We start from the raw sequence: 26,664 nt of genomic DNA, 5'->3' as shown, positions 1-26,664 counted from the left end.
GGTCAGGCGACCGGGGTCAGCGTGACGGCCACCGGCCGGTGGTCGGAGTGCGGCACGTCCGGGTTGGCCGGATCGCTCGGCGCCAGGTCGCCCGTGTGCAGAACGTGGTCGATCTGCTGGTCGGAGCCGGTCTCCCCCGGCAGGGTGGGGAAGGGACGCGCGTCCCGGAACGCGTCGAGCAGTCCGTGCTCGGTGAGCAGGCCCCACGCCGGGTCGTCCGGTTCGATGTTGAGGTCCCCCGCCACCACGACGGGCGTTCCGCGCTCCCCCGCCCGGCGGGCGATCTCCGCGATCTCGCTCAGCTGGCGCCGGGAGGACTCGGCGCGGAAGTCGTAATCGGCGGGCTGCACGTGGGTGGAGACCACGGTGACCGCGGTGCCGCCGTGGTCCACGGTCACCTCCAGCGCCTGGGCGCCGGTGGGGCCGCTCGGCGTGAGCGGGTGCCGCCGCTCGCGGGTGACCGGCAGGGAGGTGAGCACGGCGTCGCCCCACAGCGGCCCGTCGGCCGGTCCCCAGTGTGCGGCCATGCCGAGTTCGAGCGCGAGCCGGGACAGCCCGTCGTTGCCGCCGTTGAGCAGCCAGCCCCGGTCCACCTCGCTGAGGACGACGACGTCGGCGTCCAGGCGGCGCAGCGCCTCGGCCTGCTCGGTGACGGAGAACCGGCCGTCCATGCCGAAGCCCATCCGCACGTTGTAGGCGGCCACGCGCAGCCCCTCGGCCCCGCTCGCGGGCGCGGGCGCGAACGCCCGGGCCGCGAACCCGGGCCAGAGAGCGGTGGCCGCCAGGGTGAGCGCGGCCGCCCCCGCGGTCAGCGCGAGTGCGCGCGGGCGCGGAGGCCCACCGGTCTCCGGAACCGGGGAGGACACGGCGGGCAGCAGCAGGACCGCGGCGAGGAAGGGCACGTACGCGTTGGGCACGTACAGGTCGTAGGCGGAGTAGAACGCGAACACCAGTACCACGAACGCCAGCAGGCCCGACGCGGCGGCCAATCCGCTGCGCGCCGCCGACGCCCGCTCGGGCCCGGCGAGCACGGCCCGGCCCGCGCAGGCGGCCAGGGCGAGCTGACCGGCGACCAGCGCCGCCGTGGACGGCAGGGCCGCCGCCCCCGGGGACGCACCGTCCGAGGAGGCCCACGCCAGCCACGCCAGCGCGGCCAGGAGCACGGCGGGGGCCGACCACCGGCTCCGGCCCAGAAGGAGCGGGCGCCGGACGAGGCCCACCGACAGCACGGCGCCCGTGGCGACGGCCGCGGCGCCCAGCGGTGACCCCGCGAGGGTCTGGCCCACCGCCGGATTGGCGGTGTACAGGCCGGTGAGGAAGAACAGGGGCCCCAGCACCAGCCATGCCCGGGGCGGCACGGGACGGGCAGGCTCCGGGGCGGTGTCCCGGACGTTGAGCAGCAGGAGCAGGAGGAACCCGACCTCCGCGGTGACCGGCGCCCACGCCAGGGGTGTCGGCCACCACACGAGGTCGATCACGCCGAAGAGGGAGCGTACGACCGCGGTGGCCGCGATCGCGGCCACGACCCCGGTCACCACCTCGCGTCCGCGCAGGCGTCCGTCGACGGCGGACGCCGTCGCGGTGCACACCAGCCACACGGTTCCCGCGCCGACCGTGGCCGCGGAGACGTACAGCTGCGGGTCGCCGCCCTCGGTGGCCTGGAGCGCCAGACGCCCCGCCGCCATCACCACGGCGGCGGCGCCCGCCAGGGCCGTGGGAGGGATCCGGCGGGCGAGGGGGACGAAGGGGAACGGGGCCAGGAACCAGGCGAGCGCGAACGCGCCCATCGGCGCGGGATCGGTCGTCCCGGCCTGACCGAACACGGTGATCAGGGACGGCAGGAACACCCGGAGGGCGTCCAGGAGCAGCACGGTCCCGACGGCGGCGGCGAGCAGGTCCCGGCGCATGGCCCTCCGCTTCCTCGGTGGACACGAGGAATTCTCATGTTCCGCGCCCGCCGTGGCAAGGGGGTCAAGCGGTACCGGTTCCCGGAAGTGCCGCCGGGGGCGGGGGCACGGGCCCCGTCCCCGGCGCGGAGCGGCTCACCGGCTGCTCAGACGGTGACCAGGGGGATCCGTGCCTTCACGGCCTCGGCGGTCTTGCCGATGTCCACCGGGTCGGAGGTGAGGACCGTCGCCCCCGTCTCCATGGCGACCAGGACCACCATGGCGTCCACGATGTCGCCCGTGCCGGAGATGCCCAGGAGCTTGCCGATCCTGCGGGCCGTCGGATCGTGGAACCACGGCGGAGCGGCCGGGGCGGGGGTCCTCCCCTGCCCCGGCCGCTCCGCTCGGCCTGCTCAGCGGCCCGCGGGGTCCTCCCCGGCCAGGGCGTCCTGGCGGATGAGGTCGGCGGCGCGCTCGCCCAGGGCCAGGACCATGACCATGGGGTTGGGCGTCGGCAGCGTGGGGAACACCGACGCGTCGGCCACCCGCAGGCCGCGCAGCCCGCGCACGCGCAGGCGCGGGTCGACCACGGCGCCGTCGTCGTCGGCGGCGCCCATCCGGCAGGTGCCCGCCGGGTGGTAGACGGTGTGGGCGGCGCGGCGGCCGTACTCGGACAGCTCCTCGTCGCTCCGCACACCGGGGCCGGGGGCGACCTCCCGAGTGATCCAGGACCGGAACGGCTCGGTGGCGGCGACCTCGCGGGCGATCCTGAGGCCGTCCACGATCGTCCTCTCGTCGTAGCCCTCGGGGTCGGTGAAGTACCGGAAGTCCAGCGCGGGCTTCTCACGGGGGTCACCGCTGGTGAGGCGGAGTTTGCCGCGCGAGCGCGCGCGGGGGATGTTCGGCGTCATGCAGACCGCGTATCCGTCGGGCGGGGACTCGTAGCCCAGCCGCTTCGTGTTGTCGTCGAAGGGGACCTGGTAGATGTGGAACATCAGGTCCGGGCGCGGGTCGGAGTCGTCGCGCCGCACGAACAGGCCCGCGTCGGAGTGCATCACCGTGTTCGTCGGGACCGGCCTGCTGGTCTCCCACATGATGATCGACTCGGGGTGGTCGAGCAGGTTCTCGCCGACGCCGGGCAGGTCGTGGCGGGGCTCGACGCCCACCTCTCGCAGTTCCCCGGCGTTGCCGACCCCCGAGAGCATGAGCAGCCGGGGCGAGTCGACCGCCCCCGCGCACAGGATCACCTCGCGGCGGGCGCTGACGGTGGTGCGCGTGCCGTCCGCGGCCGTGGCGCTGACCCCCGTGGCGCGGTCGCCGTCGAACAGCAGCCGGTCCACCCAGGTCTCCAGCATGACGGTGAGGTTGTCGCGCACGTCCATGATCGGGTGGAGGTAGGCCACCGAGGCCGAGGAGCGGTGGCCGGTGTAGGGGTCGTAGGCGATGGACAGGAAACCCGCCCCGCACGCGAAGCCGCCTCCGTGCGAGGTCAGGGCGTTGAAGTCCTCCACCACCGGGACGCCGGCCGCCTCGGCCGCCGAGGCCACCCAGTCCTTGACCATGGTGTTGCGGTCCTTCTCGGCGACCGGGACGATGTTGCACTTGATCCGGTCCGCGTAGGACTGCACGGTGGCGTTGTCCCAGCCCTCGGCGCCCGCCGCGACCCAGTCGTCGAGGTCCTCGGCGAACGGCCGGAAGCTGATGAGCGTGTTGTGCGAGGAGCACCCGCCGAGCACGCGGGCCCGCGAGTGCAGGATGTGGGAGTTGCCGCGCGGCTGCTCGACGGTGGTGTAGCCGTAGTCGAGTTCCCCGTCCAGAACGCTCAGCCAGTCGCGCAGGCGCAGGACGTGCTCCAGGCCGCGGTCGTCGGGACCGCCCTCGACCAAACACACGGTGGTGCCGGGGTCCTCGGTGAGCCGGTTGGCGATCACCGATCCGGCGGTGCCGCCTCCCACGATCACGTAGTCATAGGTGCTCTCGGTCGGGTTCACGGTCCGGTTCCTCTCGTCGCTCGTCACCGTCAGCCGAACCAGCGCTGCGGTTCGGGGGAAAGGTTGCGGTAGACGTGCTTGGCCTCGCGGTACTCGTCCAGGCCCGCGAGCCCGAGTTCGCGGCCGATCCCGCTGCGGCCGTAGCCGCCCCACTCGGCGCCGGGGAAGTAGGGGCCGTAGTCGTTGATCCAGACGGTGCCGTGGCGCAGGGCCGCCGCGACGCGCTCCCCGCGGGCGGTGTCGTCGGTCCACACGCCGCCGGAGAGGCCGTAGTCGGTGTCGTTGCCCAGCTCGACGGCCTGCTGCTCGGTCTCGAAGCGCTCCACGGTCACGACCGGGCCGAACACCTCGGTCTGGACGATGTCCATGGCGCGGTCGCAGTCCACGAACACGGTGGGCCGGTAGAAGTAGCCCTGCGCGAGGTCCGGGTCGTCGGGCCGCCTGCCCCCGGCGATGATCCGGGCGCCCTCCTCGACTCCGCGCGCGACCGCGGCCTCCACCTTGGCGCGGTGCTCGGCTGACACCAGCGGGCCGCAGCGCACACCCTCGTCCTGGCCGCGGCCGATGCGGATGGCCTCGGCGCGGCGGGCGAGTTCGGTGGTGAAGGCGTCGTGGACGTCGTTGTGCACGATGAGGCGGGCCCCGGCCGAGCAGACCTGTCCGGAGTGGAAGAACGCGGCGCTGAGCGCGTAGTCCACGGCGGTGTCCAGGTCCACGTCCGGGAAGATGATGTTGGGGTTCTTGCCGCCGAGTTCCAGGGCGATCTTCTTGACCGTCTCGGAGGCCGCCGCCATGATCCGCCTGCCGGTGGCCAGACCGCCGGTGAAGGAGACCAGGTCCACGTCGGGGTGCTCGGACAGCGGGGCGCCCGCGTCGGGCCCGCTGCCCGTGACCAGGTTGACCACGCCCGCCGGGACCCCCGCCTCGGTGGTGAGCTCGACCAGCTTGGCGGTGGTGACCGGCGTGATCTCGCTGGGCTTGACCACCATGGTGTTGCCCGCGGCCAGGGCCGGGGCCATCTTCCAGGCGAGCTGGAGCAGCGGGTAGTTCCAGGGCGTGATCATGCCGCAGACGCCGACGGGCTCGTAGACCACCTTGCTGTGCACGCCCTCGGGCGCGGAGACGAGGCGGCCCGCGTCCTTGTCGGCGAGACCGGCGTAGTAGCGGAAGACGCCGGTGACGTCGTCGACGTCGATCCCGCCCTCCTCGATGGTCTTGCCGGTGTCGAGGGACTCCATGACCGCGATCTCCTCGCGGTCGCGCTGGAGCAGGTCCGCGATGCGGTCGAGGACGCGTCCGCGCTCCCCGGCGGGGGTGCGGGGCCACTCCCCGCCGTCGAAGGCGCGGCGGGCCGCGGCGATGGCCTCCTCGGAGTCGGCCCTTCCGCCCTCGCTGACGATGGTCAGGACGGAGGCGTCGGCGGGGTTCAGGATCTCCCGCACCCGGCCGTTGCCGGCCGCCCGCCACCGGCCGTCGATGTAGAGGCTGGTGGCCGTCGCCGACCCCGGTTCCGCCAGGTAAGGCACGGACGGAAGGGTTACGTAGAGCTCGTTCACGGGTCCGGTTTGCCCCGGATCGTTAGTCACAAACAGCCTCGTCTCATCCGAATCTTCCGCCATGTCCGCCTTGGAGACCGGACTGATCTGCGCGAACGACCCGACCAGCGGGGTCGCCCGTGGTCCGGCCCGCGTCACACCCGGGCCAACAACTACTCGGGGTGACGATCGGGGGAGCGGCGGAACACCCGCGCCTGGGGAAGACGGGGACGAGAGTTTGACGTACATTGAGGTGTGCCCTTAGTTGAGGCATACCTAAGCGGGTTCGTCCGGACTCCCGAGCCCCCGCGGCACGGACCGCGCCCACCGCGCACCCCTTGAGGAACCGCCCATGCTGTTGGAACAGGAACGCCGTGACGTCTGCCTGACCGCCCGCGCCCTCGCTGCGGACCCGGACACCGCGCCCGGCGAGTCGGGGACCGTCAGCGTCCGCAGCGGCGACCTGGTGGTCGTCACGCCCCACGGCGTCCGCCTCGACCAGATCCAGCCCGCCGACTGCCCGGTGATGTCGCTCGACGACCGCGTGCTGGAGGGGAGGCGCGACCCCGCCGCCGAGGCCACCCTGCACATGGCCGTGCACCGCCTGTCCGCCGAGCACGACCGCGACGTCACCGCCGTGGTCAACGCGTTCACGACCGACACCGTCGCGGTGTCCTCGGTCCTGGCCGAGCTGCCCGCCATCCACCACCGCGCCGCCGGTCTGGGCGGGGCGGTCGCCGTCACCCCGTACACCACCTACGGCACCGGCGAGATCGCCGACCACGCCGTCAAAGCGCTCAAGGGCCGCGACGCCGCGCTGCTCGCCGACCACGGCGGCCTCGCCCTGGGCCGCGACCTGGGGCACGCGCTGGAGAACCTGCGGCTGCTCGACTGGCTCAGCGGCGCGTACTTGAGGGCCCGCCAGCTCGGCGAGCCCCGTGTGCTGTCCGAGGACGAGCTGGCCCGGGTCCGCGAGCGCGACACCTACGGCTGGGCGGGCCCGGACATCCTCTGATCAGACCTCGTCGTCGTCAGGAATCTCGTCCGGCTGCGTCCAGGCCAGGTACAGGGTGGGAACCGCGACGTGGGCCATGTAGATCACCCACAGCACGGGCAGGAACAGCTCCTCCGGGAAGTACAGGTGATCGGGCGTTGGCCCCTCCAGTACAGCGACCGCGAGGAACGCTGCGAGGATGAGCGCCGACGTCACCCCGTGCCCGGTCCGGGTGGCCCGGTCCAGCTCGGCGCGCTGGCGCTCGTCCATGTTGCGGTAACCGGCCCTCACCCCAGTGGCCCGGCTCAGTCGCGTGTTGACCACCACCGCCGCGACGAGGAGCACGAGGAAGGCGGGCAGCAGCACGGTCATCGTCAGCGTCGTGCCGGGCTGGAACAGGGCGGCGGTCAGGAGCACCGTGGCGGCCAGAAAGACCAACACGAGCAGGACCGTGTGGTTTCGTCGCCGGGACCGCGAGGCCCGGAGCCTGCGGAGCTTCGGTTTCTCCTCGAACCCGCGGCGCCCCGGGTTCTCCGCGCTCAGCCGGGCGGCGCGTTCACGGTCCTCCCGGATCTGGGTGGAGCGCAGCTTCGGGAGGATGTTGGACAGGAACATCGGGGGTCTCCTTCGGGTCACTGACCGATACGGGGAAGGGCTCAGGGGTTCTCCGCGATCCCCGGCCGTCAGACCTCCTCGTCGTCCGTGTCGTCGAGCACCTCGTCGGGGCGGGTCCAGGCCAGGTAGCAGGCCGGGAAGGCCGCGTGGCACATGGTCGTGAGGACCACCAGTGGCACGAGGACGGCCATGAGGAGCCGTGCGCTCAGCTCCAGGTTGCTGACCCAGCTGCCGAAGACACCGCCCACCACGAGCAGGACACAGAGGAGGACCATGGTCACGTTGTGTCCCACACGGGCGGCGTGGTCCATCTCGGCGCGCTGGAACTCGTCCAGCCCCTCGTAACCGCCCACCCAGCGCACGGCGACGTTGACGTGCGTGGCGAGCAGGGCCGAACCCACCAGCAGCAGGCCGTAGAGCGTCAACGGCACGTAAGACCCGGACACCTCGCCCATGAGCCCAACAGCGAAGGACGCCGCGGCCAGCACGGTGACGAGGGTGAACACGGCCACCGTCAGGCGGCGGCGGGACCGCGCGGCCCAGAAACGGCGACGGCGCGGGTTCTCGATGTAGGCGCGCAGCCGCTCCTGCTTCTGCGAACCGGGCTTGCTGACGAACATGCGGGTTTCTCCTCGGGTTGGGGGGCTACTGACCGATGCGGGGGAAGGGCTCGGTGGAGAAGACGACCTCCACCGGAACCTCGAAGTAGCGCGCGACGCGCAGCGCGAGGTGGAGGCTGGGGCTGTACTCGCCCCGTTCCAGGTAGCCGACCGTCTGGTAGTGCACGCCCAGCGCCTCGGCCAGTTGGCGGCGGGACACGCCGCGCTCCGCCCGCAGCATCGCGATCCGGTTGTAGACGGCCTCGCCGCCTCCGGCCGCGGCCCTGGGGCGGCGGCCGGCCGCCCCGCCGCTCTCAGCGGACACTCCGCACCGCCCTCTCCCGGACCGCCTCGGCGCCCGACCGGGCATCCGCACTCATCACATCGATCCTCCGTTCCGTCATCCTCCTGCTGCTATTGATAGTACATATACTACATCCTGAATAACAGGGGATACAGGGCGGGGTCGAAGGCGGACCACGGAACGCGGTGGACCGCCCCCGAGCGGGGAGCCGAGCCGCGACGCGGAGAACGCGTTTCGAACACGGTGCCGGGGAAGAGGAAAAACGGGTGTGGACAACCCCCCACGCGGCTCCCGGAACGGGACAATGGTGCCGACAACGACGCCGAACGGCAGGAGACCCCATGCGCTGCAGCTACATCAGGCTCCTCGTCAACGACTACGAGGCCTGCTTCCGCTTCTACTCCGAGGTGCTCAAGCTCCCCGTGCTGCGCGGGGACGAGGGCAGCCGCTACGCGGAGTTCGACGTCGAGTCGGGGACTCGGCTGGCGATCAACCAGCGCGAGGTGATGGCGGAGGCCCTGGAGACCGACACCGCCGACCCGGCGCTGCCGAACCAGGACCGGTTCGCGGTGATCTTCGAGGTGGACGACGTCGACGCCACGGCCGCCAGACTGGTCTCGGACGGCGCCCGGCAGGTGATGGAGCCGCGTGACTGGACCGCCTGGGGCATCCGCGCGGCGCACTTCCGCGACCCCGACGGCTACCTGCTGGAGATCAACAGCCCGCTGATCCCCGTGGCGGAGGTCTGATCCCGCCTCCCCGGACGGGCTCCCCTCAGCCGGACAGGTGCTCCACCACCAGCTCGTTCACCCGGTCCGCGCGCTCGACCCCGAGCAGGTGCGCGGCGCCGGAGACGACCTCGAACCGGGCGCCGGGGATCCCGTCCGCCAGCCTGCGGCCGTGGCCGGGCGGCAGCATCGGGTCGTGGGCGGCCGACACCACCAGGGTCGGCACCCGCACGGAGGCCACCAGGTGGCGCTGGTCCATCCCGGCCACGGCGTCGCACACCGCGGCGAAGCCCTCGGGGTCGAGTCCGCCGAACTCCTCGGCCAGCCGGGCCACGACCCGCGGCCGCTCCTCGCCCATGTCCGGGGTGAACCAGGGCCGCACCACATCCGCGGTCACCGACTCCAGGCCCGACGAGCGCACCCGGGAGGCCAGCAGGTCCCACCGGTGCGTCCGCGGGGTGCGGGGCGCCGCGGCCAGCAGCACGAGGCGTTCCAGGGTGCGCGGCGAGTTGGCCGCGATCCACACCAGCAGCGCCCCGCCGAGCCCCGCGCCCACCGCGTGGACCCGGGTCAGCCCCTGGGCCTCCAGGACGCCGAGCAGGTCCAGGGCGAGTTCCTCAAGGGTGTAGGGGCCCTCCGGGGCCGGAGAGGAGCCGTGCCCCCGGTGGTCGACCCGCAGGACCCTGTGGTCGCAGGTGAGTTCGGGCAGTTGCGGTTCCCAGATCGACATCGTGGTGCCGAAGGGCGGCACGAGCAGTACGACGGGCGCGTGCCGGGGACCGTCGAGCCGGTACTGGAGCGGAATCAAGGTCATGGAACCTCCGAGTCGCCAGAACGCCAGGTTATCGGCAGAGTCCCGTTCGGGGCCGCACCCTTTCTCCCGTTTTCCGTCCAGTGGAGGACCGTAACTGACCTCCACACTTCCTAGAGTCCTCGTGTACCGAGTCGGACAGGGCGAGAAAGCGGTGGTCATGGTGGTCACGACGACGAGCACGGTGGACGTGGAGCGCGCGAGCCTCCTGCGGTTCCTGGAGGACCAGCGCGACTTCCTGCGCCTCACGGTCCGGGGCCTGGACGACGAACAGGCCGCGCGGCGCACCACGGTGAGCGAACTGACCCTCGGCGGACTGGTCAAGCACGTGACCCGGGCCGAGCGCAACTGGATCGGGTTCGTCCGCGACGGGGAGGTCTACCCGAAGACGGACTACGAGGACCCGGCCACCTGGGAGGAGCAGGCCGACAGCTTCCGGTTGCTGGAGGGCGAGACCCTCGACGGCGTCCTGGCCGACTACGCGCTGGCCGCGCGGGAGACCGAGGCGTTCGTCAACGGCCTGCCGGACCTGGAGGTCAGCCACCGGCTCCCGGACGCGCCGTGGTTCCCCGAGGGCGCCTCCTGGTCCGCCCGCGACGTGCTGCTGCACATCATCCGCGAGACCGCGCAGCACTGCGGGCACGCCGACATCCTGCGCGAGGCCCTGGACGGCCAGAAGAGCATGGGCTGACGAGGCCGCTCACCCGACCCGGTTTCCGGGCGGTACCGGCGGCGGGGAACACTCACGGAGCAGAGAGTCCAGTTCCCCACCGCCGCCCTTCTGTATATTTTTCTGTACAGTTGAGGAATGGCGATTCTCGAGCACACCCAGGAGATCAGCGTCACCGACGCGGCGAGACGCGGCGTCGCCGGCATCGTCCACGACGCGGAACAGGGGTCCGAGGTCATCGTGACCCGGAGGCGTGAGCCGGTCGCGGCCGTGGTCGCGTTCTCCCGGCTCACAGAACTGGAGCAGGCCGAAGCAGACCTCAGAGACCTCGCTCTGGTCATGGCACGGGATCTCACCGACAGCGGGCGGCGGACCTCCCTGGACGACGTCCTGAACGCTTTCGGGCACAGCCGTGCCTCGCTCGAAGAACTTCCCGAGGACTGATGGCCGAGATCTCCTTCACCGACGCCGCCATCGACGATCTGCGGCGACTCGGTCCGGACGCGGTGCCCAAGGTCCTGAAGAAGGTTCTCCTCCTGGAGGAGAACCCGGAAGCCGGGTACCCCCTGGGCGGTGAACTCACGGGGTTCCGCAAGTTGGTCGTGGGACGCAACACCTGGCGTGTCGTGTACCGCGTGACCGACGGGAAAGACGTGGAGATCTGCGAGGTCTGGGCCGTGGGCGAGCGTGCGGACGCCCAGGTCTACGCCGAAGCCTCCTTACGGGTTCGGGAGGCGTCGAACGCGACCCCCGTAGCCCGGCGACTCGCGGCCGTCATCGAGCGCCTCGGCAAACCGGCGGGCGGCGTGGCCCACGAACCGGTTCCCCCGAGGGAACCCGTCCCGAAATGGCTGGCCGAACGCCTCGTCCACAGCGTCGGCATAGCTCCCGAGAAGGTGGCGGCTCTGGACCTCGAACAGGCCGTAGACCTCTGGAGCGACTTCCGCGCACGCCCCCGCTGAGATCCGCGTTCCGAAAGGCCGCCCGGACAGCGGAAACGACGGGGGCGCCCCCACTGACCTGTGGGAACGCCCCCGGTTACGAGGTGGCGAGGGTCGCTTCCGCATCCCCCCTCAAAGTACGGAAGCGACCCTCGCGCTGGGAAGCGGCCGGCGACTCCTCCCCCCTGGAGTCGCGGCCTTGAAGGCCTGCCGCGGAAACGACCCGGTCGTTCCGCGTTGATGGAGACACTACCCACCACACCCTCGAAGAACAACCCTGAGTCACGGGGAACTACTTAAAGTGATCGTCATTCCTCGGCAGGCGGCGGGCCAAGCGTGTGTGCGCAGCGTCAAACCGGGGTCATGACGGGGCGCTCGGGGACCGCGCTTAGCCTGGTCTGGTGAGATCACCGCTCCTCAGCCCACGGTGGCTCGGCATCCACCTGCTCGCCGTGCTGGTCGGCGTCGTCTGCGTCGCCGGTACCGCCTGGCAGTTCGTCCGCGCCTTCGAGCCCGACCGCGAGGTCATCACCAACCCGGTCGAGGACCTGGCCGGCGCCGTGCCCGTCTCGGACCTGCTCGAACCGGGCCAGTACATGCACCCGGACTCCTTCGCCAACAGTGCGGTGGAGGCCAGCGGCAGCTACGACGCCGACGCCCAGCTGCTGGTGCCGCGCGTCGTGGACGGCGTGCTCGGCTACGACGTCATCGTCCCCCTGGTCACCGACGACGGCGCCGCCGTCACCGTCAACCGGGGTTGGGCCGAGGAGGGCCAGGACATCCCGCCCGCGCCGGGGGGCGAGGTCACGGTCACCGGCTGGCTGCTGCCTCCGGCGGGCTCGGAGGGGGTCGTGCCGGTGGACGTCTCCGAGGGCCAGGTCGAGCGCATCGCCACGTCCGTGCTCGTCAACGAGTGGGACCACCCGCTCTACGAGGGCTACGTCACCCTGCCCGAGACGGACCCGGCCACGGCCTCGCTCGTCCCGGCGCCGCCGCCCGAGCCGCCCACCGGGTTCACCGTCAACTGGCGCAGCCTCAGCTACACCGTGCAGTGGGCGATGTTCGGCGTCTCCGCCGTGGTCTTCTGGGTCCTGCTGATGCGCCGGGAGCTGCGCGAGGGCGGCTCCCGGGAGGATCAGCCCGCGGTAGCGGGCTCCTGAGCCCGTCCGGCCTCGCGGTCCTTGGCCTGCTCCGAGCGCACGATCCGGTGCTCGACCACGAAGCCGAGCACGGGGATGGTGCCCGCGAGCGCCACGCCCAGCGTGCGGGAGGCGCTCCAGCGGCGGTCCAGGGCGACCCACAGGACCACGAAGACGTAGGCCATGTAGATGTAGCCGTGCGGCATCGCGATGTAGAGCATGAGCGGCGACTCGGGGCCGAACCAGTGCTCCAGGCCCTGCGGCGCGCCCACCAGGGAGAACCGGGCGGTCTCTCCCACCAGGTACTTGGCGGGCATGGCCACGAAGGTCAGGCCCAGCAGGAAGACTCCGGTCACGTACGCGAGCACCCGGTACAACGCGAACGACACGCGCCTCTTGTCCACGGCTGATCCCCCTCAGACGACTGCGTCCCCGCTCCGGCGGGACAGGTCCGCGGGCGGGCGGAAATCAGCCTAAACGCTGTCCGGTACCCCGGGCGCCCGGGGTACCCGGGGCCGGACGATCTCACATCACCGCAGGTCGGGTCACCTGCCCGAGACGCGGTCCGGGCTGCTCCACCGGCCGTCGGACTCGGTGGTCCACGCCTTGGGGATCATCCGCAGCGCGAGATAGGCGTCCACGAGCCGGATCGGGAGGAAGAGCAGGCCGTAGACCAGGTAGGACGGCCGCCGCCGGATGGCCGCCATCAGGCAGGTGAGCATGTAGTCCGGGATGAACAGGCCGATGGCGATCGCCAGCAGCGGCAGGAAGGCCGTCACCGCCGTGAAGGCCTCCCCGGCGAACGGCAGGCTCAGGAAGAACTCGCCGCCCAGCGTCCCCGCCAGGACGAACAGGCCGACCACGGTGGTGACCAACAGCACGGCGGAGACCAGGACGACCTCCAGGATGTACAGCGCCAGGCAGGCCCAGAACAGGCTCGGCCACACCCGGTGGCGCCGGACGGTCTGCCAGAAGCCCAGCGTCCACCTGGTGACCTGCTTGTAGTAGTCCCGGAAGGTGAACGGGTCCTGGCTGTAGGCCTTGGTGTCGGGGTTCATCGAGACCCTGCCGAGGCGTTTGTGGTGCACCTCGAAGGTCATGTTGAAGTCCTCGATCACCAGCCCCTTGGGGTTGACCTCGATCTCCCTGAGCGCCTCGCTGCGGTAGACGCTGGCGAAGCCCGGCACGATGAAGGCCGTGTTGGCGTGCCGCCAGGTCTGCCCGAAACGCATGAGGTACTGGAGCATGAAGTACAGGCGGTCCCGGTAGGCCGAGATCATCCGGCCGACGAAGCCGCGCTCCTTCGGCTTCCACTCCGAGACGACGAAGCCCGCGACCGCCGCCACCGACGGGTCGGCCAGCTGCCGCCGGGCGCCCTCCACGTACCCGGGGTCGAGCTCGGTGTCGGCGTCCAGGATGAGGACGCCGTCGTAGTTGTCGGTCAGCGAGAACTCCTCGATGACCGCCTCGATGGCCCCGGCCTTGCCGCGGTTGGTGAGGAGTTCGAGGACGTTCACGCCGGTCTTGGCCGCGATCTGGGCTGTGGAGTCCCTCGACGAGTCCGAGACCACGTAGACGTCCCAGCGGTCGAACAGCCCCGTCGCGGAGGCGATGGCGCCGCCGATGACGGGTTCCTCGTTGTGCGCCGGGATGATGACGGCCAGGGACACCTCCCGCCCGGGATCCGCCGTCCGGGCCGCCACCGCGGCCGAGGCGCCCCCCTCGGAGGCGTCGCCGCCCCGCTCGGCGAGTGCGGTGCCGCCGGAACCGCCCGCGCCCACCAGGACGCGTTCGCGGGCCCCGCCCCCGACGGCGCCGCGGTGTCCGGCGCGCGGTGACCGGAGCACGGCGCGCACCGAGTCCTCGCCCAGGCGCACGAGTCCGACGACGGTCCACAGCAGCAGGTTGGCGCCGAAGGCCAACCACAGGAACACGTAACCCAGGGCGCCGAGGCCGGAGGCCTCGGCCACGTCCGTCGCGTAGCCGAACCAGTAGACAAAGAGTGCCGCGGCCAGGGCGAGGGCGATGAGCCCGATCAGCAGGCCGCCTATGAAACGTGCGGTACGCACAGCGCTAGGACCCTCCGAAGTTCTCGGTTTCGGACCGACATCAACCCGCAAAGTCGGTGTTAGCTTGACGCCCTACGACACCGAGAGGTTCACCCGGGTTCGCTGTCCTATGTAGGCCACGCAAATCGTATACACGGGCTTGCGGAAGATGGTAACCATAAGAGGATATTTGTGAGCAGTAGCTACGGCTCGTCTGTGGTTTGTCCAACATTGTCCAGATTCTGGAAAAATCTGCGGAAAGTGACCAGCGGAGAGAAGGAGAATGCTCGGAGTGATCGGCGTTCCGTCCTCATCCTCATCCGGTTCCACTCGAATCCCACAGGCCACCAGCCCGGGGGGTTACTCCGCCATGAGCAGCCAGGACGGTGCGTCACGCACCGTGGCACTGCACCAGCCGCACTACCTTCCGTGGCTGGGGCTTTTGGATAAAATTGACCGTTCCGACCGTTTCATCATCCTCGACAACGTCCAGTTCGAGCGCCGCGGATGGCAGAACCGCAACTACGTCGGCGGCGGCGGAAAACCCGTCCTGCTGACCATTCCGGTCGTCCAGGGCAGCCGGAACGACCTCATACGGGACAAGGTTGTTGACAACAGTCAGAAATGGAAGTCAAGACACTACAAGGCACTCGCGGAACACTGCTACCGCAAAGCGCCCTACTGGAAGGATTACCGCGACGAAATCGCCCACCTGTACGAACAGGAGTGGGACGGTCTCGCGGACCTGTGCGTAGCGACCACGCGCATGCTGATGCGGTGGTTCGGGATCGACACGCCGCTGTTGCTGGCCAGTGAGATCGGGGACTTCCCCGGCCGCAAGAGCGAGCTCCTCGCCCAGATCTGCGCCAAGACCGGCGCGCACACCATGCTCTCGGGCGACGGCGCCCGGGACTACCTGGAGCCCGAGACCCTGCGCCGCTACGGGATCGGCGTCCGGTGGCAGGACTTCCGCCACCCGGTGTACCCGCAGCACGGGCGTGCCCCGGCCGACTTCGTCCCCCGTCTGTCGGCGATCGACCTTCTCCTCAACACCGGCCCGGAGGCACTGCACGTGCTCAGGCAGGCGAGAACCCAGAGCTGACCCGGACACGGGTCCACCACAGCGCCGCGCCACCGGGCGCGGCGCCGCTCCTCGGGAAAAACCCGATCGCTCTCTAGGCAAAGGACGGGAAACGGTATGACGACGGACTGGTCCCAGGAACGCATCCTGGTGTTCGCGCCCCACCCCGACGACGAGACGCTCGGCTGCGGCGGCCTCATGAGCAAGGCCAAGGCGGCCGGCGCCGAGGTGTTCGTCCAGTTCCTCACCGTCGGGGACACGGCCGACATGTCTCCCAAGGGCTTCTCCACGGCGGAGGAGCGCTACGCGGAGATCAAGAAGGTCGCCGACCACTTCCGCTGGGACGACTGGCACATGGCCCTGCCCGGCGACCAGTACCACCTGAGGCTCGACTCCGTCGCCCGGGTGGACCTCGCCCAGCTGATCGAGCGCGAGAGCCCGCTGTCCATCGAGCGGCTCCGCCCGACCGTGGTGCTCGGACCGCACCACTCCAGTTACAACCAGGACCACCGGGCCGTGGCCGAGGCGGTGCACACCGCCCTGCGCCCGTCCAACACCGCGCTGCGCCACCACCCGCGCCTGGCCCTGGCCTACGAGGAGGCCGCCGACCACTGGCGCTCGGAGCCGCTGTGCCCGCCCAACCTCATCGTCGAGCTGGACGAGGTGCAGGTGGTCGACAAGCTCCACGGCATGCAGCTGTACGGCTCCCAGTCCCACCAGCACCCGCACACGCGCTCCGAGCCCACCCTGCGCAGCCTCGCCGTCCTGCGGGGCATGCAGGCGGGCGTGGCGCTCGGGGAGGGCTTCCACGTGCTGCGCTGCCTGGCCTGAGCGCTCCCGAGACCGCGGTCGGCGGTGCCGTGCGCCGCCCCACCGTGCGCGCGGCCGCGACGACCGCGCACACACGCCGCTCCCCGTCGGGGAGCGGCGAGAGAGAACACCGAGTGGAGGGGAAACCATGAAGGCTGTAGTCACCGGAGGAGCCGGCTTCATCGGCTCGCACCTGTGCGACCACCTGATCGCCCGGGGCCATCAGGTCACCGTCCTGGACGACCTGTCGACCGGGTCCCCGGCGAACCTGGCCCAGGCGCAGGGTTCGCCCGGGTTCCGGTTCGTGGAGGGGGACGTCCTGGACCGGGAGCTGGTCGACTCCCTGGTCGCCCCGGCGGACGCCGTGTTCCACCTCGCGGCGGCCGTGGGCGTGTACAACATCGTCGACAACCCGCTGCGCTCCCTGCGGATCAACCTGCACGGGACGGAGAACGTGGTGGAGGCGGCCGTGGCGCACCGCGTGCCCTACATGGTCGCCTCGACCAGCGAGGTCTACGGCAAGAACGACGCCGCCGGGCTGAAGGAGGGCGACGACCGCGTCTACGGTCCGGCGACCAAGAGCCGCTGGTCCTACGCCGCGGCGAAGGGGCTGGACGAGCTCGTCGCCTACGTGCACGGCGTCGAGTCGGGCGTGCCGTGCGTCATCACCCGCTTCTTCAACGTGGTCGGCCCCCGCCAGACGGGCCGGTACGGGATGGTGGTCCCGCGCTTCGTGGAACAGGCGATGGCGGACGAGCCCATCACCGTGTACGGGACGGGGACGCAGCGCCGCTGCTTCGGCTCGGTGTTCGACGTGGTGCCCGCGCTCCTGCGGCTGATGGACACCCCCGAGGCCTACAACCAGGCCGTCAACCTCGGCGGGCACGAGGAGGTCTCCATCAAGGGCCTGGCCGACCGGGTCGTGGAGCTGGCCGGTTCGAGGAGCGCGATCACCTACGTCGACTACGAGGAGGCCTACGGCGAGGGCTACGAGGACATGCAGCGCCGCTACCCGGACACCTCGCTGGCGGCGCGGCTGATCGGGTACCGCCCCGAGCGCGACCTCAACGACATCATCCGTTCGATCATGGAGCACCGCCGCGCGGTCGGCTCCGTACCGCAGCCGGCGTAACCGAACCGGAAGGGACCGGTCCGGGGCGCCCTCTCCGCCTCGGCCGACCGACACGAGACAGGACGACGAAGGGCCACGGCTCCGGCCCTTCCCCCGACGGGACGGTCGCGCGTCCCGGCCGGGTCCCGGTGCTCCCCCATGCCCGCACGAGGGCGACCGGCGCCGGTGGACCGCGGGCCCGCCGAGGGCATGGACGGGTGCGTCCGCCTCCGGGCGGCGCGGACGAGGGGGCCGGGTCCTCAGAGCGCCAGCAGCACCGACACCACCAGGACACAGCTCAGGGCGAGCACGCCCGCGCACAGGAGCGCCATCGCCCACGGGCCCGCCACGGACGGCGAGGGCCGACCGGTTCCCGGAACGGGCGCGCCGTGCCCGCCGGCCCGCCACCTCAGCCACACGTGCGCGGCCAGCACCCCCGCCAGGAGCAGCAGTCCGACCGTGGTGGCCACGCGCACCTCGGGCGGAGCCTGCGGGAAGGTGTCGTCGCCGGGGGCCAGGGAGCCGCGCAGGAAAAGCAGCCCCACCACGACCAGCAGGGCGATCGTGCGGTGCCAGGACATCAGGGTGCGCTCCGGTTGCATGCCGGGGTCGCGTTCGACGGGAGTGGTCACAGCAGGTGGCCCAGCAGGACCAGGGCGCACACCAGCCCCACCGCCAGGGCGGTGACGAGCGGGAGCGCGCTCAGTTTCAGGGCCGCGCCACGGCTCATGAGCCGTTGCACGCGGTACCAGCGCAGCGGGGCGTAGACGGTGATGACCCCGGCCAGCACCGCCAGCAGCAGGCCGACCGCGGTGCGCGGCCCCTCCGCCCAGCCCAGCGGGAGCAGGTGCAGGACGGCGACGGCGCCGGCGAGCAGGGCCAGCGCGGTGCGCACCCAGGCGAGGAAGGTCCGCTCGTTGGCGAGGGTGAACCGGTAGTCCACGGGACCCTCCGCGTCCCGCGGAGAGGCTTCGGAACCCATCCCGCACCCCCTTTCACCAGGGACGATCCCGGATTCGACCCCGAACCGGGCCGGGCCCGCCCCGTGGGGCCCGCGTCCCTCCAGTCGACACTAGCCGTCGTCCCTCTTTCCTCCCAAACAGGTATGTAAGGCGTGTTATGGCGTAAAACAACCGGGTTGAGGGGTGGTTCACCGGCCGAGGCAGGCATGCGGAACAAACGAACGGGCACGACCGCTGTAGCACTGAGAGATGGCGGTTGGCCGACGGTCGACACCAACCAACGAACAGATACAGGAGACCACGTGCCCACGGTCGAGCTCACCAAGGACAACTTCGCGGAGACGCTGAAGGACAACGACTTCGTCCTCATCGACTTCTGGGCGGACTGGTGCGGTCCCTGCCGGCAGTTCGCCCCGGTGTTCGAGACCTCCTCGGAGAAGCACACCGACATCGTCCACGCCAAGGTGGACACCGAGGCGCAGCGCGAACTCGCCTTCGAGTTCAAGATCCAGTCCATCCCGACCCTGATGATCGTGCGCGAGCGCACCGTCATCTACAACGAGCCCGGGGCCCTGCCCTCCGAGGCCCTGGAGAGCCTCATTACGCAGGCCAAGGAGCTGGACATGGACGAGGTGCGGGAGAAGATCGCCGAGCAGGGCGGCTCCCCGGAGTAGCACTTCCCGGGGAAGCACTCCCCGGAGCGGCGAGAACCGGTTCCGCGCGCCCCGGACGCCCCCTCCCCGGAGGGTGGCGTCCGGGGCGTTCGCGCGTCCGGACGGGGCCCGGCCGGACGGGCGCGGCGGCGGCCTCCGGGCGGGGCGCCGCCCCGTCCCGGCAGGAGACCGGACCCCCGCCCCGGTAGGACCGAAAAGGTGGGATTGGGAAGACCGAAAAGTCATCAAGAGGTTTGCGGCCGGTCACCTGTCCACCCGCCCAGCGGGTTTCGGCCCGCCCGGGGGCCGCTCCCCCCGGACGGGAGGAACCGCACTCCAGAGGCGGTCCGCACCTCCTTCGGTGACGGGAGGACAACGCCTCGCGATCGCCACGCCTCCGAGTTCACCGCCCACGTTCACCTTCGCCACGGGGTTCGTTCACCGTTGCTTCATACGGACATATTTGCATGGGTTCGACCGCGCTCCGCGGCTCCGGCCGCGCACCTCCCGCGCACGCACAGTCCGATCCGGAAGTGGCCTCATGTCTGTCAGCAACACCGCCTCCCCTCGCGGCACCGAGACCGGTCGCGGCGTCGCCCCCGACACCGTCCGGTACAACCGCGAGGTTCCCGACCTGGGCGACCCCGTCTTCGACGTCTCCGGGCTCTCCATCTACTACGGCTCCAACAAGGCCGTGCGCGACGTGGACCTGAAGGTGGGCCCCCGTCAGATCACCGCGATGATCGGGCCGTCCGGTTGCGGCAAGAGCACCGTGCTGCGGACCCTGAACCGCATGAACGACCTCATCCCCGGCGCCCGCATCGAGGGCAAGGTCACCTACCACGGCGAGGACCTGTACGCCTCGGAGGTGGACCCCATCGAGGTGCGCCGCCGGATCGGCATGGTCTTCCAGAAGCCCAACCCGTTCCCCAAGTCGATCTACGACAACGTGGCCTACGGCCCCAAGATCAACGGCGTCCGCGGCAACATGGACGATCTGGTCGAGGAGACGCTGACCAAGGCCGCCCTGTGGGACGAGGTCAAGGACAAGCTCAAGGACAGCGCCTTCGCCCTCTCCGGCGGCCAGCAGCAGCGCCTGTGCATCGCGCGCACCATCGCGGTCAACCCCGAGGTGATCCTGATGGACGAGCCCTGCTCGGCGCTCGACCCCATCGCGACCCTCAAGATCGAGGACCTGATGTACGAGCTGGCCAGCGAGTACACCATCGTCATCGTCACGCACAACATGCAGCAGGCGGCGCGCGTGTCCGACCGCACGGCCTTCTTCACCGCCGGTGTGGACGACGCTGGCGACCGCTACGGCAGCCTGGTGGAGTTCGACGAGACCGCCACGATCTTCAGCAAGCCGTCCGACCAGAGGACCGAGGATTACATCAGCGGTCGCTTCGGCTAAACCGCTGACCTTCGGCTCTCCCACGGACCGGGACCGCTGATCGGTGGGGTCGCTTCGGCTAAACCGCTGACCTTCGGCTCTCCAACGGCCGCGGGCCCTCCGGTCGCGACCGCCGACCGGAGGGCCGTTTCGGTCAGGCCGGAGCACCCTCCCGGGGATCCGCCCCATTGTTCCTCCGACGAAGTGGACCTCCCATGCCCGCGCTCACAACGTCCGCATCCGTCCCGTTTCCGGGCACCCCGGTCGAGGACGAACTGGTCGAGCGCTCGGAACGGTCGGAGGGACCGCTCCGGGTCCTGCTGGTGGAGCCCGAGTCGGAGCAGTCGCACCAGCTGGTGCTGTCGCTGAGCGGGCACGACGTGGACATCACGGTGTGCGTGGACGGCGCCGAGGCGCTGTTGCGGGTGGGGATGATGCGACCGGACACCCTGGTCACCAGCGCCACTCCGCCCGAGGTGGACCTGGAGACGCTGGTGCGGGTGACCCGGCGGGCGACGGACATCCCGATCCTCATCGGGGTGGGCCCCGGCGACTCCCAGCGGGCGATGCGCGCGCTGGCGGCCGGAGCCACCGCGTGCGTCAACCGCCCCTACCGGATTCCGGAGCTGGCGGCGCTGCTGCGCGGCTCCCTCCCGGGACCGGACGGCGGCCCGGACGGCACCGTCTCCTCGACCGCGCTGCGTTCGGGCGCCCTGGAGCTGGACGCGCTGGGGCACCGGCTCTTCGTGGACGGCAACCCGGTCAACCTGGCGCTGCGGGAGTTCGGGATCATGGACTTCCTGCTGAGGCACAGCGGCAGGGTGGTCAGCCGCGAGGAACTGTGGACCGAGGTCTGGCACAAGCCGCTGCCTCCGGTGAACAACACCATCGCCGTGCACATCCGTCGCCTGCGGCACAAGCTGGGTGACTCCGAGGCACAGCCCAGGTTCATCCACACTGTCCGCGGAATCGGCTACCGGCTGGACACGGCGAACGGTTCCTGAGCGGAGGGAAAGCGCGGGACGGGGTTCGTGAATTCCCCTCCGCCGGGTCCTTTCGGTGATGCCGACGAGACCCCTTGTTCATCTTCACGTCATCTCGGTCCGAGACGAACGCGAAGATGAACCGCCGAACAATCCGACGTGTCACCTCCACCACCGGGGAACCACCGGCCCGCCCCGGCATCCACGGCCATACCCGCAGGTCATCACCGCCTGTCCCTGGAACATGACAGAATCCGCGCGGAGCCGAAAACACGAACCCGTTATCAGATGGTTACCGCCATTCACTTCGCATTCACCCTTCTTCTACCATCCCGCCTTCATTTCGATGACACCGCGTCTTCCTGCGCACTTACTGTCGTTTCACGTCAGCCCCGACAGCGGTGATTCAACGAGGAGAACTACGACATGCGCAACGGGCGTTCCAAGCTCGCCGTCCTGGCGGCCATCCCCCTGCTCGCGGCGGCGTGCAGCAGCGGAGGCGACACCGCCGGTGACGGCTCCGGCGGCGGCGGGGGCGACCTCAGCGCCTCCCTGACCGGTGCCGGCGCCAGCTTCCCCGACCCCCTGTTCCAGGACTGGATCTACACCTACTCCAACGACGTCCAGCCCGGCGTCAGCGTCAACTACCAGAGCGTGGGCTCCGGTGCCGGCGTGGAGCAGTTCCTGGAGCAGACCGTCGACTTCGGCTCCTCCGAGGAGCCCCTGAACGAGGAGGACCTCGCGGCCGCCTCCGAGGCTCGCGGCTGTGAGGCCGTGCAGTTCCCGGTCGTCTTCGGCGCGGTCGTCATCGCCTTCAACAACCCCGAGCTGGACGGCCTGGTCCTGGACCCGGCGACCATCGCGGCCATCTACGACCGCGAGATCACCACGTTCGACGACCCGGCCATCGCCGAGCTCAACCCGGACATGGAGCTGCCCGGCGACGAGATCATCCCCGTCCACCGCTCCGACAGCTCCGGCACCACCTACGTGTTCTCGCACTACCTGAGCACCGAGGTCGACTCCTGGGCCGAGGAGTACGGCGAGGGCAAGGAGATCGAGTGGGCCGACGGCCTGGTCGGCGGCCAGCAGAACGACGGCGTCGCCCAGGGCATCACCCAGAACCCCGGCGGCATCGGCTACGTGAACCAGTCCTTCGCGCAGGAGGCGGGCCTGTCCGTCGCCCACATCGTGAACGAGGACGGCAACCCGATCGAGCCGACCCTGGAGTCCACCATCGCGGCCTCCGAGGAGGCCGAGATCCCGGAGAACTTCCAGTTCGCGATCGACAACATCGGCGGCGAGGGCTACCCGATCGCCGGTTCCAACTGGATCTTCACCTACACCTGCGGCTACGAGCAGGCCAACGCCGACGCCATCATCGACTTCTGGACCTGGGCGCTGACCGACGAGGGCGCCCGCGACCTGGCCGGTGAGCTGGGCTACGCGCCGCTGGGCCAGGAGCTGACCGACCGCGTCGTCGCCGAGCTGGAGAAGACCAACTCCGCCGAGGGCGGCGCTGAGGGCGGCGCCGACGCCGGTGCCGAGGAGGAGGCCGGAGCCGAGGAGAGCGCCGAGGAGAGCGCTCCCGAGGCCGAAGCCACCACCGAGTAGGAACGCCCCGCGGGGCCGGGAGAGTCGTCCCGGCCCCGCACGCCTTCTTCCCAACCTCCGCCCCCGCCCCGGGGCGGGACGCTCTCCACTCCCCACGAAAGCCACAGAGGAGAAGCACATGTCCACCGAGGCCCGTGAGGCCCCCCAGGCCCCCGAGGACTCCCGGCGGGGGACGCTGAAGTCCGGCAAGGGGCGCCTGGGCGATCCGATCTTCAAGTGGGCCGTCGCGGCCTGCGGCACCCTCGTCCTGATCATCCTGGCGCTGATGGTCATCCGGACCACCAGCGAGGCCTGGCCGGTCTTCGCCAAGGAGGGCTTCTTCGGCTTCCTCCTCGGGCAGGACTGGCAGAGCGGCGGCTCGCGCACGGAGATCACCGGCGTCTACGGCGCCTGGCCCTTCATCTACGGCACCCTGGTCACGGCGACCATCGCGATCGTCATCGCGCTGCCGCTGGCGATCATGGTCGCCGTCTACCTGACCCACCTGGCCCCGCGCCGCCTCGCCAAGCCGCTGTCGTACACGGTCGAGCTGCTCGCCGCCGTGCCCAGCGTCATCTTCGGCCTCTGGGGCCTGCACTGGTTCCTGCCGAACGTGATGCGGCCCTTCTTCGTCTGGCTGGAGAGCACGTTCGGCTGGTTCTTCCTCTTCGAGGGACCGGTGCGCGGTGTCGGCTACCTGCCCGCGGGCATCGTGCTGGCCATCATGATCCTGCCGATCATGACGGCGCTCATCCGCGAGGTCGTCGTCGTCCAGCCGATCGAGCAGCAGATGGCCGCCTACGCCCTGGGCTCCACCCGGTGGGAGGTCATCACCAAGGTGATCCTGCCGGCCAGCTTCTCCGGGATCGTGGCCGCGGCCATGCTGGGGCTGGGCCGCGCCCTCGGCGAGACCATCGCCGTGCTGATGCTGATCGGCGGCACCCAGGGGTGGAGCGGCAGCCTGTTCGGCACCGGAAGCAGCATGGCCTCGCACATCGCCGCGTCCTTCGGTGAGGCCTCGCCCGAGGTCCGGACGGCGCTGATGGCGATCGGTGTCGCCCTCTTCCTGGTCACGATGATCGTCAACATCCTGGCCCGCGTCATCGTCTGGCGCCTGGGGCAGTTCACGGGAGACTCCGCCGTATGAGCACAGCAACCACCACTCCTCCGGACGCCCGGCACACCCCCCTGAGCCAGCGCCCGCCCGGCTCGGGCTTTCGCAGGTTCAAGGACCGCTCGGCGTCGGTGGCACTGACCGCCGCGATGGTCCTGGCGATGATCCCGCTGGTCCTCATCATCTTCGAGGTCACCCGGCGCGGCATCGGCGTCGTCAACCTGGAGTTCTTCACCGCGACCGAGCCCCCGCCGCGACGCGAGGGCGGCGGTTACGCCGCCGGGTTCTTCGGCACGCTCTACATCATGGCGCTCGCGGTCGTGATGTCGATCCCGTTCGGCATCGCCACGGCCGTCTACGTCGTGGAGTACGGCCCCAACCGCCTGACCGGCGCGATCCGCTTCTTCACCGACGTGATGACGGGTATCCCCTCGATCTTCGTCGGTCTGTTCGTGTACGGCCTGATCGTCATCGGCTGGGGCCAGATGGGCTTCGGCACCTTCGCGGGCGCCCTGGCGATCGCCATGATGATGCTGCCGATCGTGACTCGGTCCGCGGAGGAGATGCTGCGGCTCGTGCCCAACGAGATGCGCAACGCCAGCTACGGCCTGGGCGCGCGCAAGTGGCAGACCATCGTGCACACGGTGCTGCCCGCCGCCGCCCCCGGTCTGACCACCGGTTCGATGCTGGCCGTCGCCCGCGGCATCGGCGAGACCGCCCCGCTGCTGCTGACCGCGTTCGGCACCGGCCTGGTCGTGACCGCCTTCCAGGGCGAGCCGCAGGGCGCCGTGCCGATGCAGCTGTACCGGGGCGCCATGCAGCCCTTCGAGGCCGGTATCGACCGCGCGTGGGGCGCCGCCCTGTGCCTGTTCCTGCTGGTGCTGCTGTTCACCGTGATCGCGCGGTGGATCGGCTCGCGGGCCTCCGTGGGCAGCCGCTAGCGACCCGACCCCGAGGGGCCGTGCGCCGGAGAGTCCTCCGGTGCGCGGCCCCTTCGGCTCTGCGGGCGCCGGCGTCCCGCCGGCTTCCCGAACCGCCCCCTCACCGGTAATCTTGCGCCGGACCCGCCACCGCGACTCCCTGGAGACGAACGCAGATGCCCGACACCAACGAGTACGCGACGACCTTCGCGTTCGTCGACGCCGACAGCGACGGCCGCATCTCCGCGCAGGAGTACGCCGACCTGATGCACCGCCTCGGGGACAGCTGCACCGAGGAGCAGGCCCTGGGCGCGATCGAGGCCATGGACCAGGACGGCGACGGGCTGATCACCCTGGACGAGTTCACGGCCTACATGTCCGACACCAGGAGCTGAGCCCCCGGCGGGAGCCGCCCCGCGGTGCCGCCCGCGGGCGGCACCGCCGCGAACGCGGCCGCCCGCCTCAGCGCGGCTCGCGCGCCAGGTAGACGGTGTCGGGCACACCGCGTGCGACCGGCACCTCGATGACCTCCACCGAGGCGAACCCGTCCCGCAGCGACTCCTCGAAGGCGGGCACCGCGTTGGCGCTCCAGAAGGCCAGGACCCCGCCGGGGGCGAGCAGGCGGGTGAGCTGTTCCAGCCCGGCCGCCTCGTAGAGGCGGTTGTTGTTCTCCACCACCGTCCAGTCGGGACCGTTGTCGGTGTCCAGGCAGACCACGTCGTAGCGGACGGGGTCCGCGGCCGAGGACGCCTCCTCCAGCCAGGCCACGATGTCGGCGTTGACCACCCGGCACCGCGGGTCCCGGTGCACGTACTCGGCGGCCTCGCCCAGTTCCCCGTCGTGCCAGGCGATGACGTGGGGTTCGAGTTCCACCACGTCCACCACCGCCACCCGGGGGTGCTCCAGGGCCTCTCGGGCGGAGAAGCCCACGCCCAGGCCGCCGATGAGCACCCGGGAGCGCGAGCGGCCCGCGGGGAGGGCGGCGAGAGCGGCGCGCACCATCTCGCGCTCGGAGGTGCCGTCGCGGGTGTCCATGAGGAAGACGCCGTTGGAGTAGATCTCGTAGTGCGCGCCCACGCGGCGCAGCACGAGGTCGCCGCCGGTCTCCCCGGTCACCCTCGCCAGCGTGACGGTCTCCTCCTCGGGCTCACGGAAGGCGGGGGCGGTGTACGTCGTCGGCTGGTCCATACCCCACATTGTGCCCGCCCGGCGCACGCGCCCGCGTTCCCGTCGAGGGGACGGACGGCGCTCCGCCCGGGGGGTCGTCGCGAATCGCGGGGTTACCGAAGAGTAGGGTCGGCATCCACCCCACCGAAGGAGGACTCCATGCGGGTGAAGCGCGGGCGCGGCGGACTGCTCGACCGGGTGCGCGGGGCCGCCCCCTACGCCCTCGGCGGCCTGTTCGTGGCTTCGGGCGTGCTGCACTTCGGGGCGCCCGGGCCCTTCCAGGCGATCATGCCCCGCTCCCTGCCCGCGCCGCGCGCGTGGGTCTACGGCAGCGGCGCGGCCGAGCTGGTCTGCGGCGCGGGGCTGCTGACGCGCAGGGCGTGGGCCGGACCGGCGAGCGCGGCCCTGCTGCTCGCCGTGTGGCCCGCCAACGTCCAGATGGCCCTCGACTCGGGCACGGGCAGGCTCCGGGGCCCGGCCGACAACCGCCTCGTGGCCTGGGGCCGCGTTCCGCTCCAGATCCCGCTCGTCTGGGCCGCCCTCCAGGCCCGCCGCGGGGACCGGGAGGACTGACCGGCGGTGGCCCGCGCCGGGGCGCCGGGGCGCCGCCGGGCCC

30 protein-coding genes are annotated in these 26,664 nt (G+C 71.0%); 17 read left to right on the top strand and 13 right to left on the bottom strand.

Annotation, left to right across the window (positions count from 1 at the left end):
* Positions 1–2: 2 nt before the first annotated feature.
* The 4 genes from ACSTA4_RS01170 to ACSTA4_RS01155 all read right to left on the bottom strand — a co-directional run bounded on the left by ACSTA4_RS01170 (position 3) and on the right by ACSTA4_RS01155 (position 5,433).
* Entirely contained in the window at positions 3–1,907 is a 1,905-nt protein-coding gene (locus ACSTA4_RS01170; protein ID WP_444962132.1) for an endonuclease/exonuclease/phosphatase family protein, read from the bottom strand.
* A gap of 146 nt (positions 1,908–2,053) precedes the next feature.
* Entirely contained in the window at positions 2,054–2,176 is a 123-nt protein-coding gene (locus ACSTA4_RS01165) for a hypothetical protein (RefSeq protein WP_444962131.1), read from the bottom strand.
* A 123-nt stretch (positions 2,177–2,299) separates the two neighbouring features.
* Entirely contained in the window at positions 2,300–3,877 is a 1,578-nt protein-coding gene (locus ACSTA4_RS01160; protein WP_444962130.1) for a GMC family oxidoreductase, read from the bottom strand.
* Between the two features lie 29 nt (positions 3,878–3,906).
* Positions 3,907–5,433 (bottom strand): aldehyde dehydrogenase family protein, encoded by a 1,527-nt coding sequence (locus ACSTA4_RS01155; protein ID WP_416027448.1) that lies wholly within the window; start codon positions 5,431–5,433, stop codon positions 3,907–3,909.
* 331 nt (positions 5,434–5,764) lie between these two features.
* On the opposite strand from ACSTA4_RS01155, the gene ACSTA4_RS01150 reads away from it, so the two are divergent.
* A complete protein-coding gene (locus ACSTA4_RS01150; protein ID WP_444962129.1) occupies positions 5,765–6,427 on the top strand; it encodes a class II aldolase/adducin family protein in 663 nt (220 codons plus the stop codon).
* Here the strand turns inward: ACSTA4_RS01150 and ACSTA4_RS01145 are convergent, their stop codons facing one another.
* The 3 genes from ACSTA4_RS01145 to ACSTA4_RS01135 form a co-directional block, all read right to left on the bottom strand.
* Positions 6,428–7,021, bottom strand: coding sequence for a hypothetical protein (locus tag ACSTA4_RS01145; RefSeq protein WP_444962128.1), 594 nt, complete (start codon positions 7,019–7,021; stop codon positions 6,428–6,430). It abuts the gene before it with no gap.
* Between the two features lie 68 nt (positions 7,022–7,089).
* Positions 7,090–7,641 carry a hypothetical protein gene (locus ACSTA4_RS01140; protein WP_444962127.1) on the bottom strand — a complete coding sequence of 184 codons (552 nt, stop codon included), beginning with the start codon at positions 7,639–7,641 and terminating at the stop codon, positions 7,090–7,092.
* A gap of 25 nt (positions 7,642–7,666) precedes the next feature.
* On the bottom strand, positions 7,667–7,945 hold the full coding sequence (locus tag ACSTA4_RS01135; protein ID WP_444962126.1) for a helix-turn-helix transcriptional regulator: 279 nt from the start codon (positions 7,943–7,945) through the stop codon (positions 7,667–7,669).
* 320 nt (positions 7,946–8,265) lie between these two features.
* Here ACSTA4_RS01135 and ACSTA4_RS01130 point away from each other — a divergent pair, with 320 nt between their 5' ends.
* Positions 8,266–8,673, top strand: coding sequence for a VOC family protein (locus tag ACSTA4_RS01130; RefSeq protein WP_248773055.1), 408 nt, complete (start codon positions 8,266–8,268; stop codon positions 8,671–8,673).
* A gap of 25 nt (positions 8,674–8,698) precedes the next feature.
* On the opposite strand, the gene ACSTA4_RS01125 is transcribed toward ACSTA4_RS01130, so the two are convergent.
* Positions 8,699–9,466 carry an alpha/beta fold hydrolase gene (locus tag ACSTA4_RS01125; protein ID WP_444962125.1) on the bottom strand — a complete coding sequence of 256 codons (768 nt, stop codon included), beginning with the start codon at positions 9,464–9,466 and terminating at the stop codon, positions 8,699–8,701.
* Between the two features lie 157 nt (positions 9,467–9,623).
* On the opposite strand from ACSTA4_RS01125, the gene ACSTA4_RS01120 reads away from it, so the two are divergent.
* From ACSTA4_RS01120 to ACSTA4_RS01105, 4 genes are all read left to right on the top strand, one after another.
* A complete protein-coding gene (locus ACSTA4_RS01120) occupies positions 9,624–10,154 on the top strand; it encodes a DinB family protein (protein WP_444962124.1) in 531 nt (176 codons plus the stop codon).
* Between the two features lie 117 nt (positions 10,155–10,271).
* Entirely contained in the window at positions 10,272–10,577 is a 306-nt protein-coding gene (locus ACSTA4_RS01115; protein ID WP_019610812.1) for a type II toxin-antitoxin system Phd/YefM family antitoxin, read from the top strand.
* Positions 10,577–11,095 carry a type II toxin-antitoxin system RelE family toxin gene (locus tag ACSTA4_RS01110; protein WP_019610813.1) on the top strand — a complete coding sequence of 173 codons (519 nt, stop codon included), beginning with the start codon at positions 10,577–10,579 and terminating at the stop codon, positions 11,093–11,095. Before ACSTA4_RS01115 ends, ACSTA4_RS01110 begins: the two co-directional genes overlap by 1 nt.
* Positions 11,096–11,475: 380 nt before the next feature.
* Complete coding sequence (locus tag ACSTA4_RS01105; protein WP_444962123.1) at positions 11,476–12,234, top strand: SURF1 family protein; 759 nt, start codon at positions 11,476–11,478, stop codon at positions 12,232–12,234.
* Here the strand turns inward: ACSTA4_RS01105 and ACSTA4_RS01100 are convergent.
* Together ACSTA4_RS01100 and ACSTA4_RS01095 are read right to left on the bottom strand one after the other, a co-directional pair.
* Positions 12,210–12,617 (bottom strand): DUF3817 domain-containing protein, encoded by a 408-nt coding sequence (locus tag ACSTA4_RS01100; RefSeq protein WP_013156385.1) that lies wholly within the window; start codon positions 12,615–12,617, stop codon positions 12,210–12,212. The genes ACSTA4_RS01105 and ACSTA4_RS01100 overlap by 25 nt on opposite strands.
* Positions 12,618–12,758: 141 nt before the next feature.
* Positions 12,759–14,282 (bottom strand): glycosyltransferase family 2 protein, encoded by a 1,524-nt coding sequence (locus ACSTA4_RS01095; RefSeq protein ID WP_444962122.1) that lies wholly within the window; start codon positions 14,280–14,282, stop codon positions 12,759–12,761.
* A gap of 349 nt (positions 14,283–14,631) precedes the next feature.
* Here ACSTA4_RS01095 and ACSTA4_RS01090 point away from each other — a divergent pair, with 349 nt between their 5' ends.
* From ACSTA4_RS01090 to ACSTA4_RS01080, 3 genes are all read left to right on the top strand, one after another.
* Positions 14,632–15,363: a WbqC family protein gene (locus ACSTA4_RS01090; RefSeq protein WP_444962121.1), complete on the top strand. Its 732-nt coding sequence runs from the start codon at positions 14,632–14,634 to the stop codon at positions 15,361–15,363.
* Positions 15,364–15,459: 96 nt separating this feature from the next.
* On the top strand, positions 15,460–16,173 hold the full coding sequence (locus ACSTA4_RS01085; RefSeq protein WP_248773048.1) for a PIG-L deacetylase family protein: 714 nt from the start codon (positions 15,460–15,462) through the stop codon (positions 16,171–16,173).
* A 127-nt stretch (positions 16,174–16,300) separates the two neighbouring features.
* Positions 16,301–17,284, top strand: coding sequence for an NAD-dependent epimerase/dehydratase family protein (locus ACSTA4_RS01080; protein WP_248773047.1), 984 nt, complete (start codon positions 16,301–16,303; stop codon positions 17,282–17,284).
* Between the two features lie 239 nt (positions 17,285–17,523).
* On the opposite strand, the gene ACSTA4_RS01075 is transcribed toward ACSTA4_RS01080, so the two are convergent.
* Positions 17,524–17,895, bottom strand: coding sequence for a DUF202 domain-containing protein (locus tag ACSTA4_RS01075; RefSeq protein ID WP_444962120.1), 372 nt, complete (start codon positions 17,893–17,895; stop codon positions 17,524–17,526).
* Complete coding sequence (locus ACSTA4_RS01070) at positions 17,892–18,245, bottom strand: YidH family protein (RefSeq protein WP_378634623.1); 354 nt, start codon at positions 18,243–18,245, stop codon at positions 17,892–17,894. Before ACSTA4_RS01070 ends, ACSTA4_RS01075 begins: the two co-directional genes overlap by 4 nt.
* A 282-nt stretch (positions 18,246–18,527) precedes the next feature.
* Here ACSTA4_RS01070 and trxA point away from each other — a divergent pair, with 282 nt between their 5' ends.
* The 7 genes from trxA (at position 18,528) to ACSTA4_RS01035 (ending at position 25,276) form a co-directional block, all read left to right on the top strand.
* A complete protein-coding gene (trxA, locus tag ACSTA4_RS01065; protein ID WP_013156378.1) occupies positions 18,528–18,899 on the top strand; it encodes a thioredoxin in 372 nt (123 codons plus the stop codon).
* A gap of 520 nt (positions 18,900–19,419) precedes the next feature.
* On the top strand, positions 19,420–20,292 hold the full coding sequence (pstB, locus tag ACSTA4_RS01060) for a phosphate ABC transporter ATP-binding protein PstB (RefSeq protein WP_444962119.1): 873 nt from the start codon (positions 19,420–19,422) through the stop codon (positions 20,290–20,292).
* 194 nt (positions 20,293–20,486) lie between these two features.
* Positions 20,487–21,275: a response regulator transcription factor gene (locus ACSTA4_RS01055; protein WP_444962118.1), complete on the top strand. Its 789-nt coding sequence runs from the start codon at positions 20,487–20,489 to the stop codon at positions 21,273–21,275.
* Positions 21,276–21,680: 405 nt separating this feature from the next.
* Complete coding sequence (gene pstS, locus ACSTA4_RS01050) at positions 21,681–22,868, top strand: phosphate ABC transporter substrate-binding protein PstS (protein WP_444962117.1); 1,188 nt, start codon at positions 21,681–21,683, stop codon at positions 22,866–22,868.
* Between the two features lie 118 nt (positions 22,869–22,986).
* Positions 22,987–23,994 (top strand): phosphate ABC transporter permease subunit PstC, encoded by a 1,008-nt coding sequence (gene pstC / locus ACSTA4_RS01045; RefSeq protein ID WP_444962116.1) that lies wholly within the window; start codon positions 22,987–22,989, stop codon positions 23,992–23,994.
* On the top strand, positions 23,991–24,902 hold the full coding sequence (gene pstA, locus ACSTA4_RS01040) for a phosphate ABC transporter permease PstA (RefSeq protein ID WP_130396041.1): 912 nt from the start codon (positions 23,991–23,993) through the stop codon (positions 24,900–24,902). Before pstC ends, pstA begins: the two co-directional genes overlap by 4 nt.
* Before the next feature lie 155 nt (positions 24,903–25,057).
* On the top strand, positions 25,058–25,276 hold the full coding sequence (locus tag ACSTA4_RS01035; RefSeq protein WP_274975813.1) for an EF-hand domain-containing protein: 219 nt from the start codon (positions 25,058–25,060) through the stop codon (positions 25,274–25,276).
* A 67-nt stretch (positions 25,277–25,343) separates the two neighbouring features.
* Here ACSTA4_RS01035 and ACSTA4_RS01030 read toward each other — a convergent pair whose 3' ends face one another.
* Complete coding sequence (locus tag ACSTA4_RS01030; RefSeq protein WP_372491806.1) at positions 25,344–26,069, bottom strand: spermidine synthase; 726 nt, start codon at positions 26,067–26,069, stop codon at positions 25,344–25,346.
* Between the two features lie 138 nt (positions 26,070–26,207).
* Between ACSTA4_RS01030 and ACSTA4_RS01025 the strand changes: the two genes are divergently transcribed.
* Positions 26,208–26,621: a DoxX family protein gene (locus ACSTA4_RS01025; protein ID WP_444962115.1), complete on the top strand. Its 414-nt coding sequence runs from the start codon at positions 26,208–26,210 to the stop codon at positions 26,619–26,621.
* Positions 26,622–26,664 lie beyond the last annotated feature (43 nt).

This window comes from Nocardiopsis sp. M1B1 (assembly GCF_052466615.1).
This window is presented reverse-complemented; position numbering and strand designations above follow the sequence as displayed.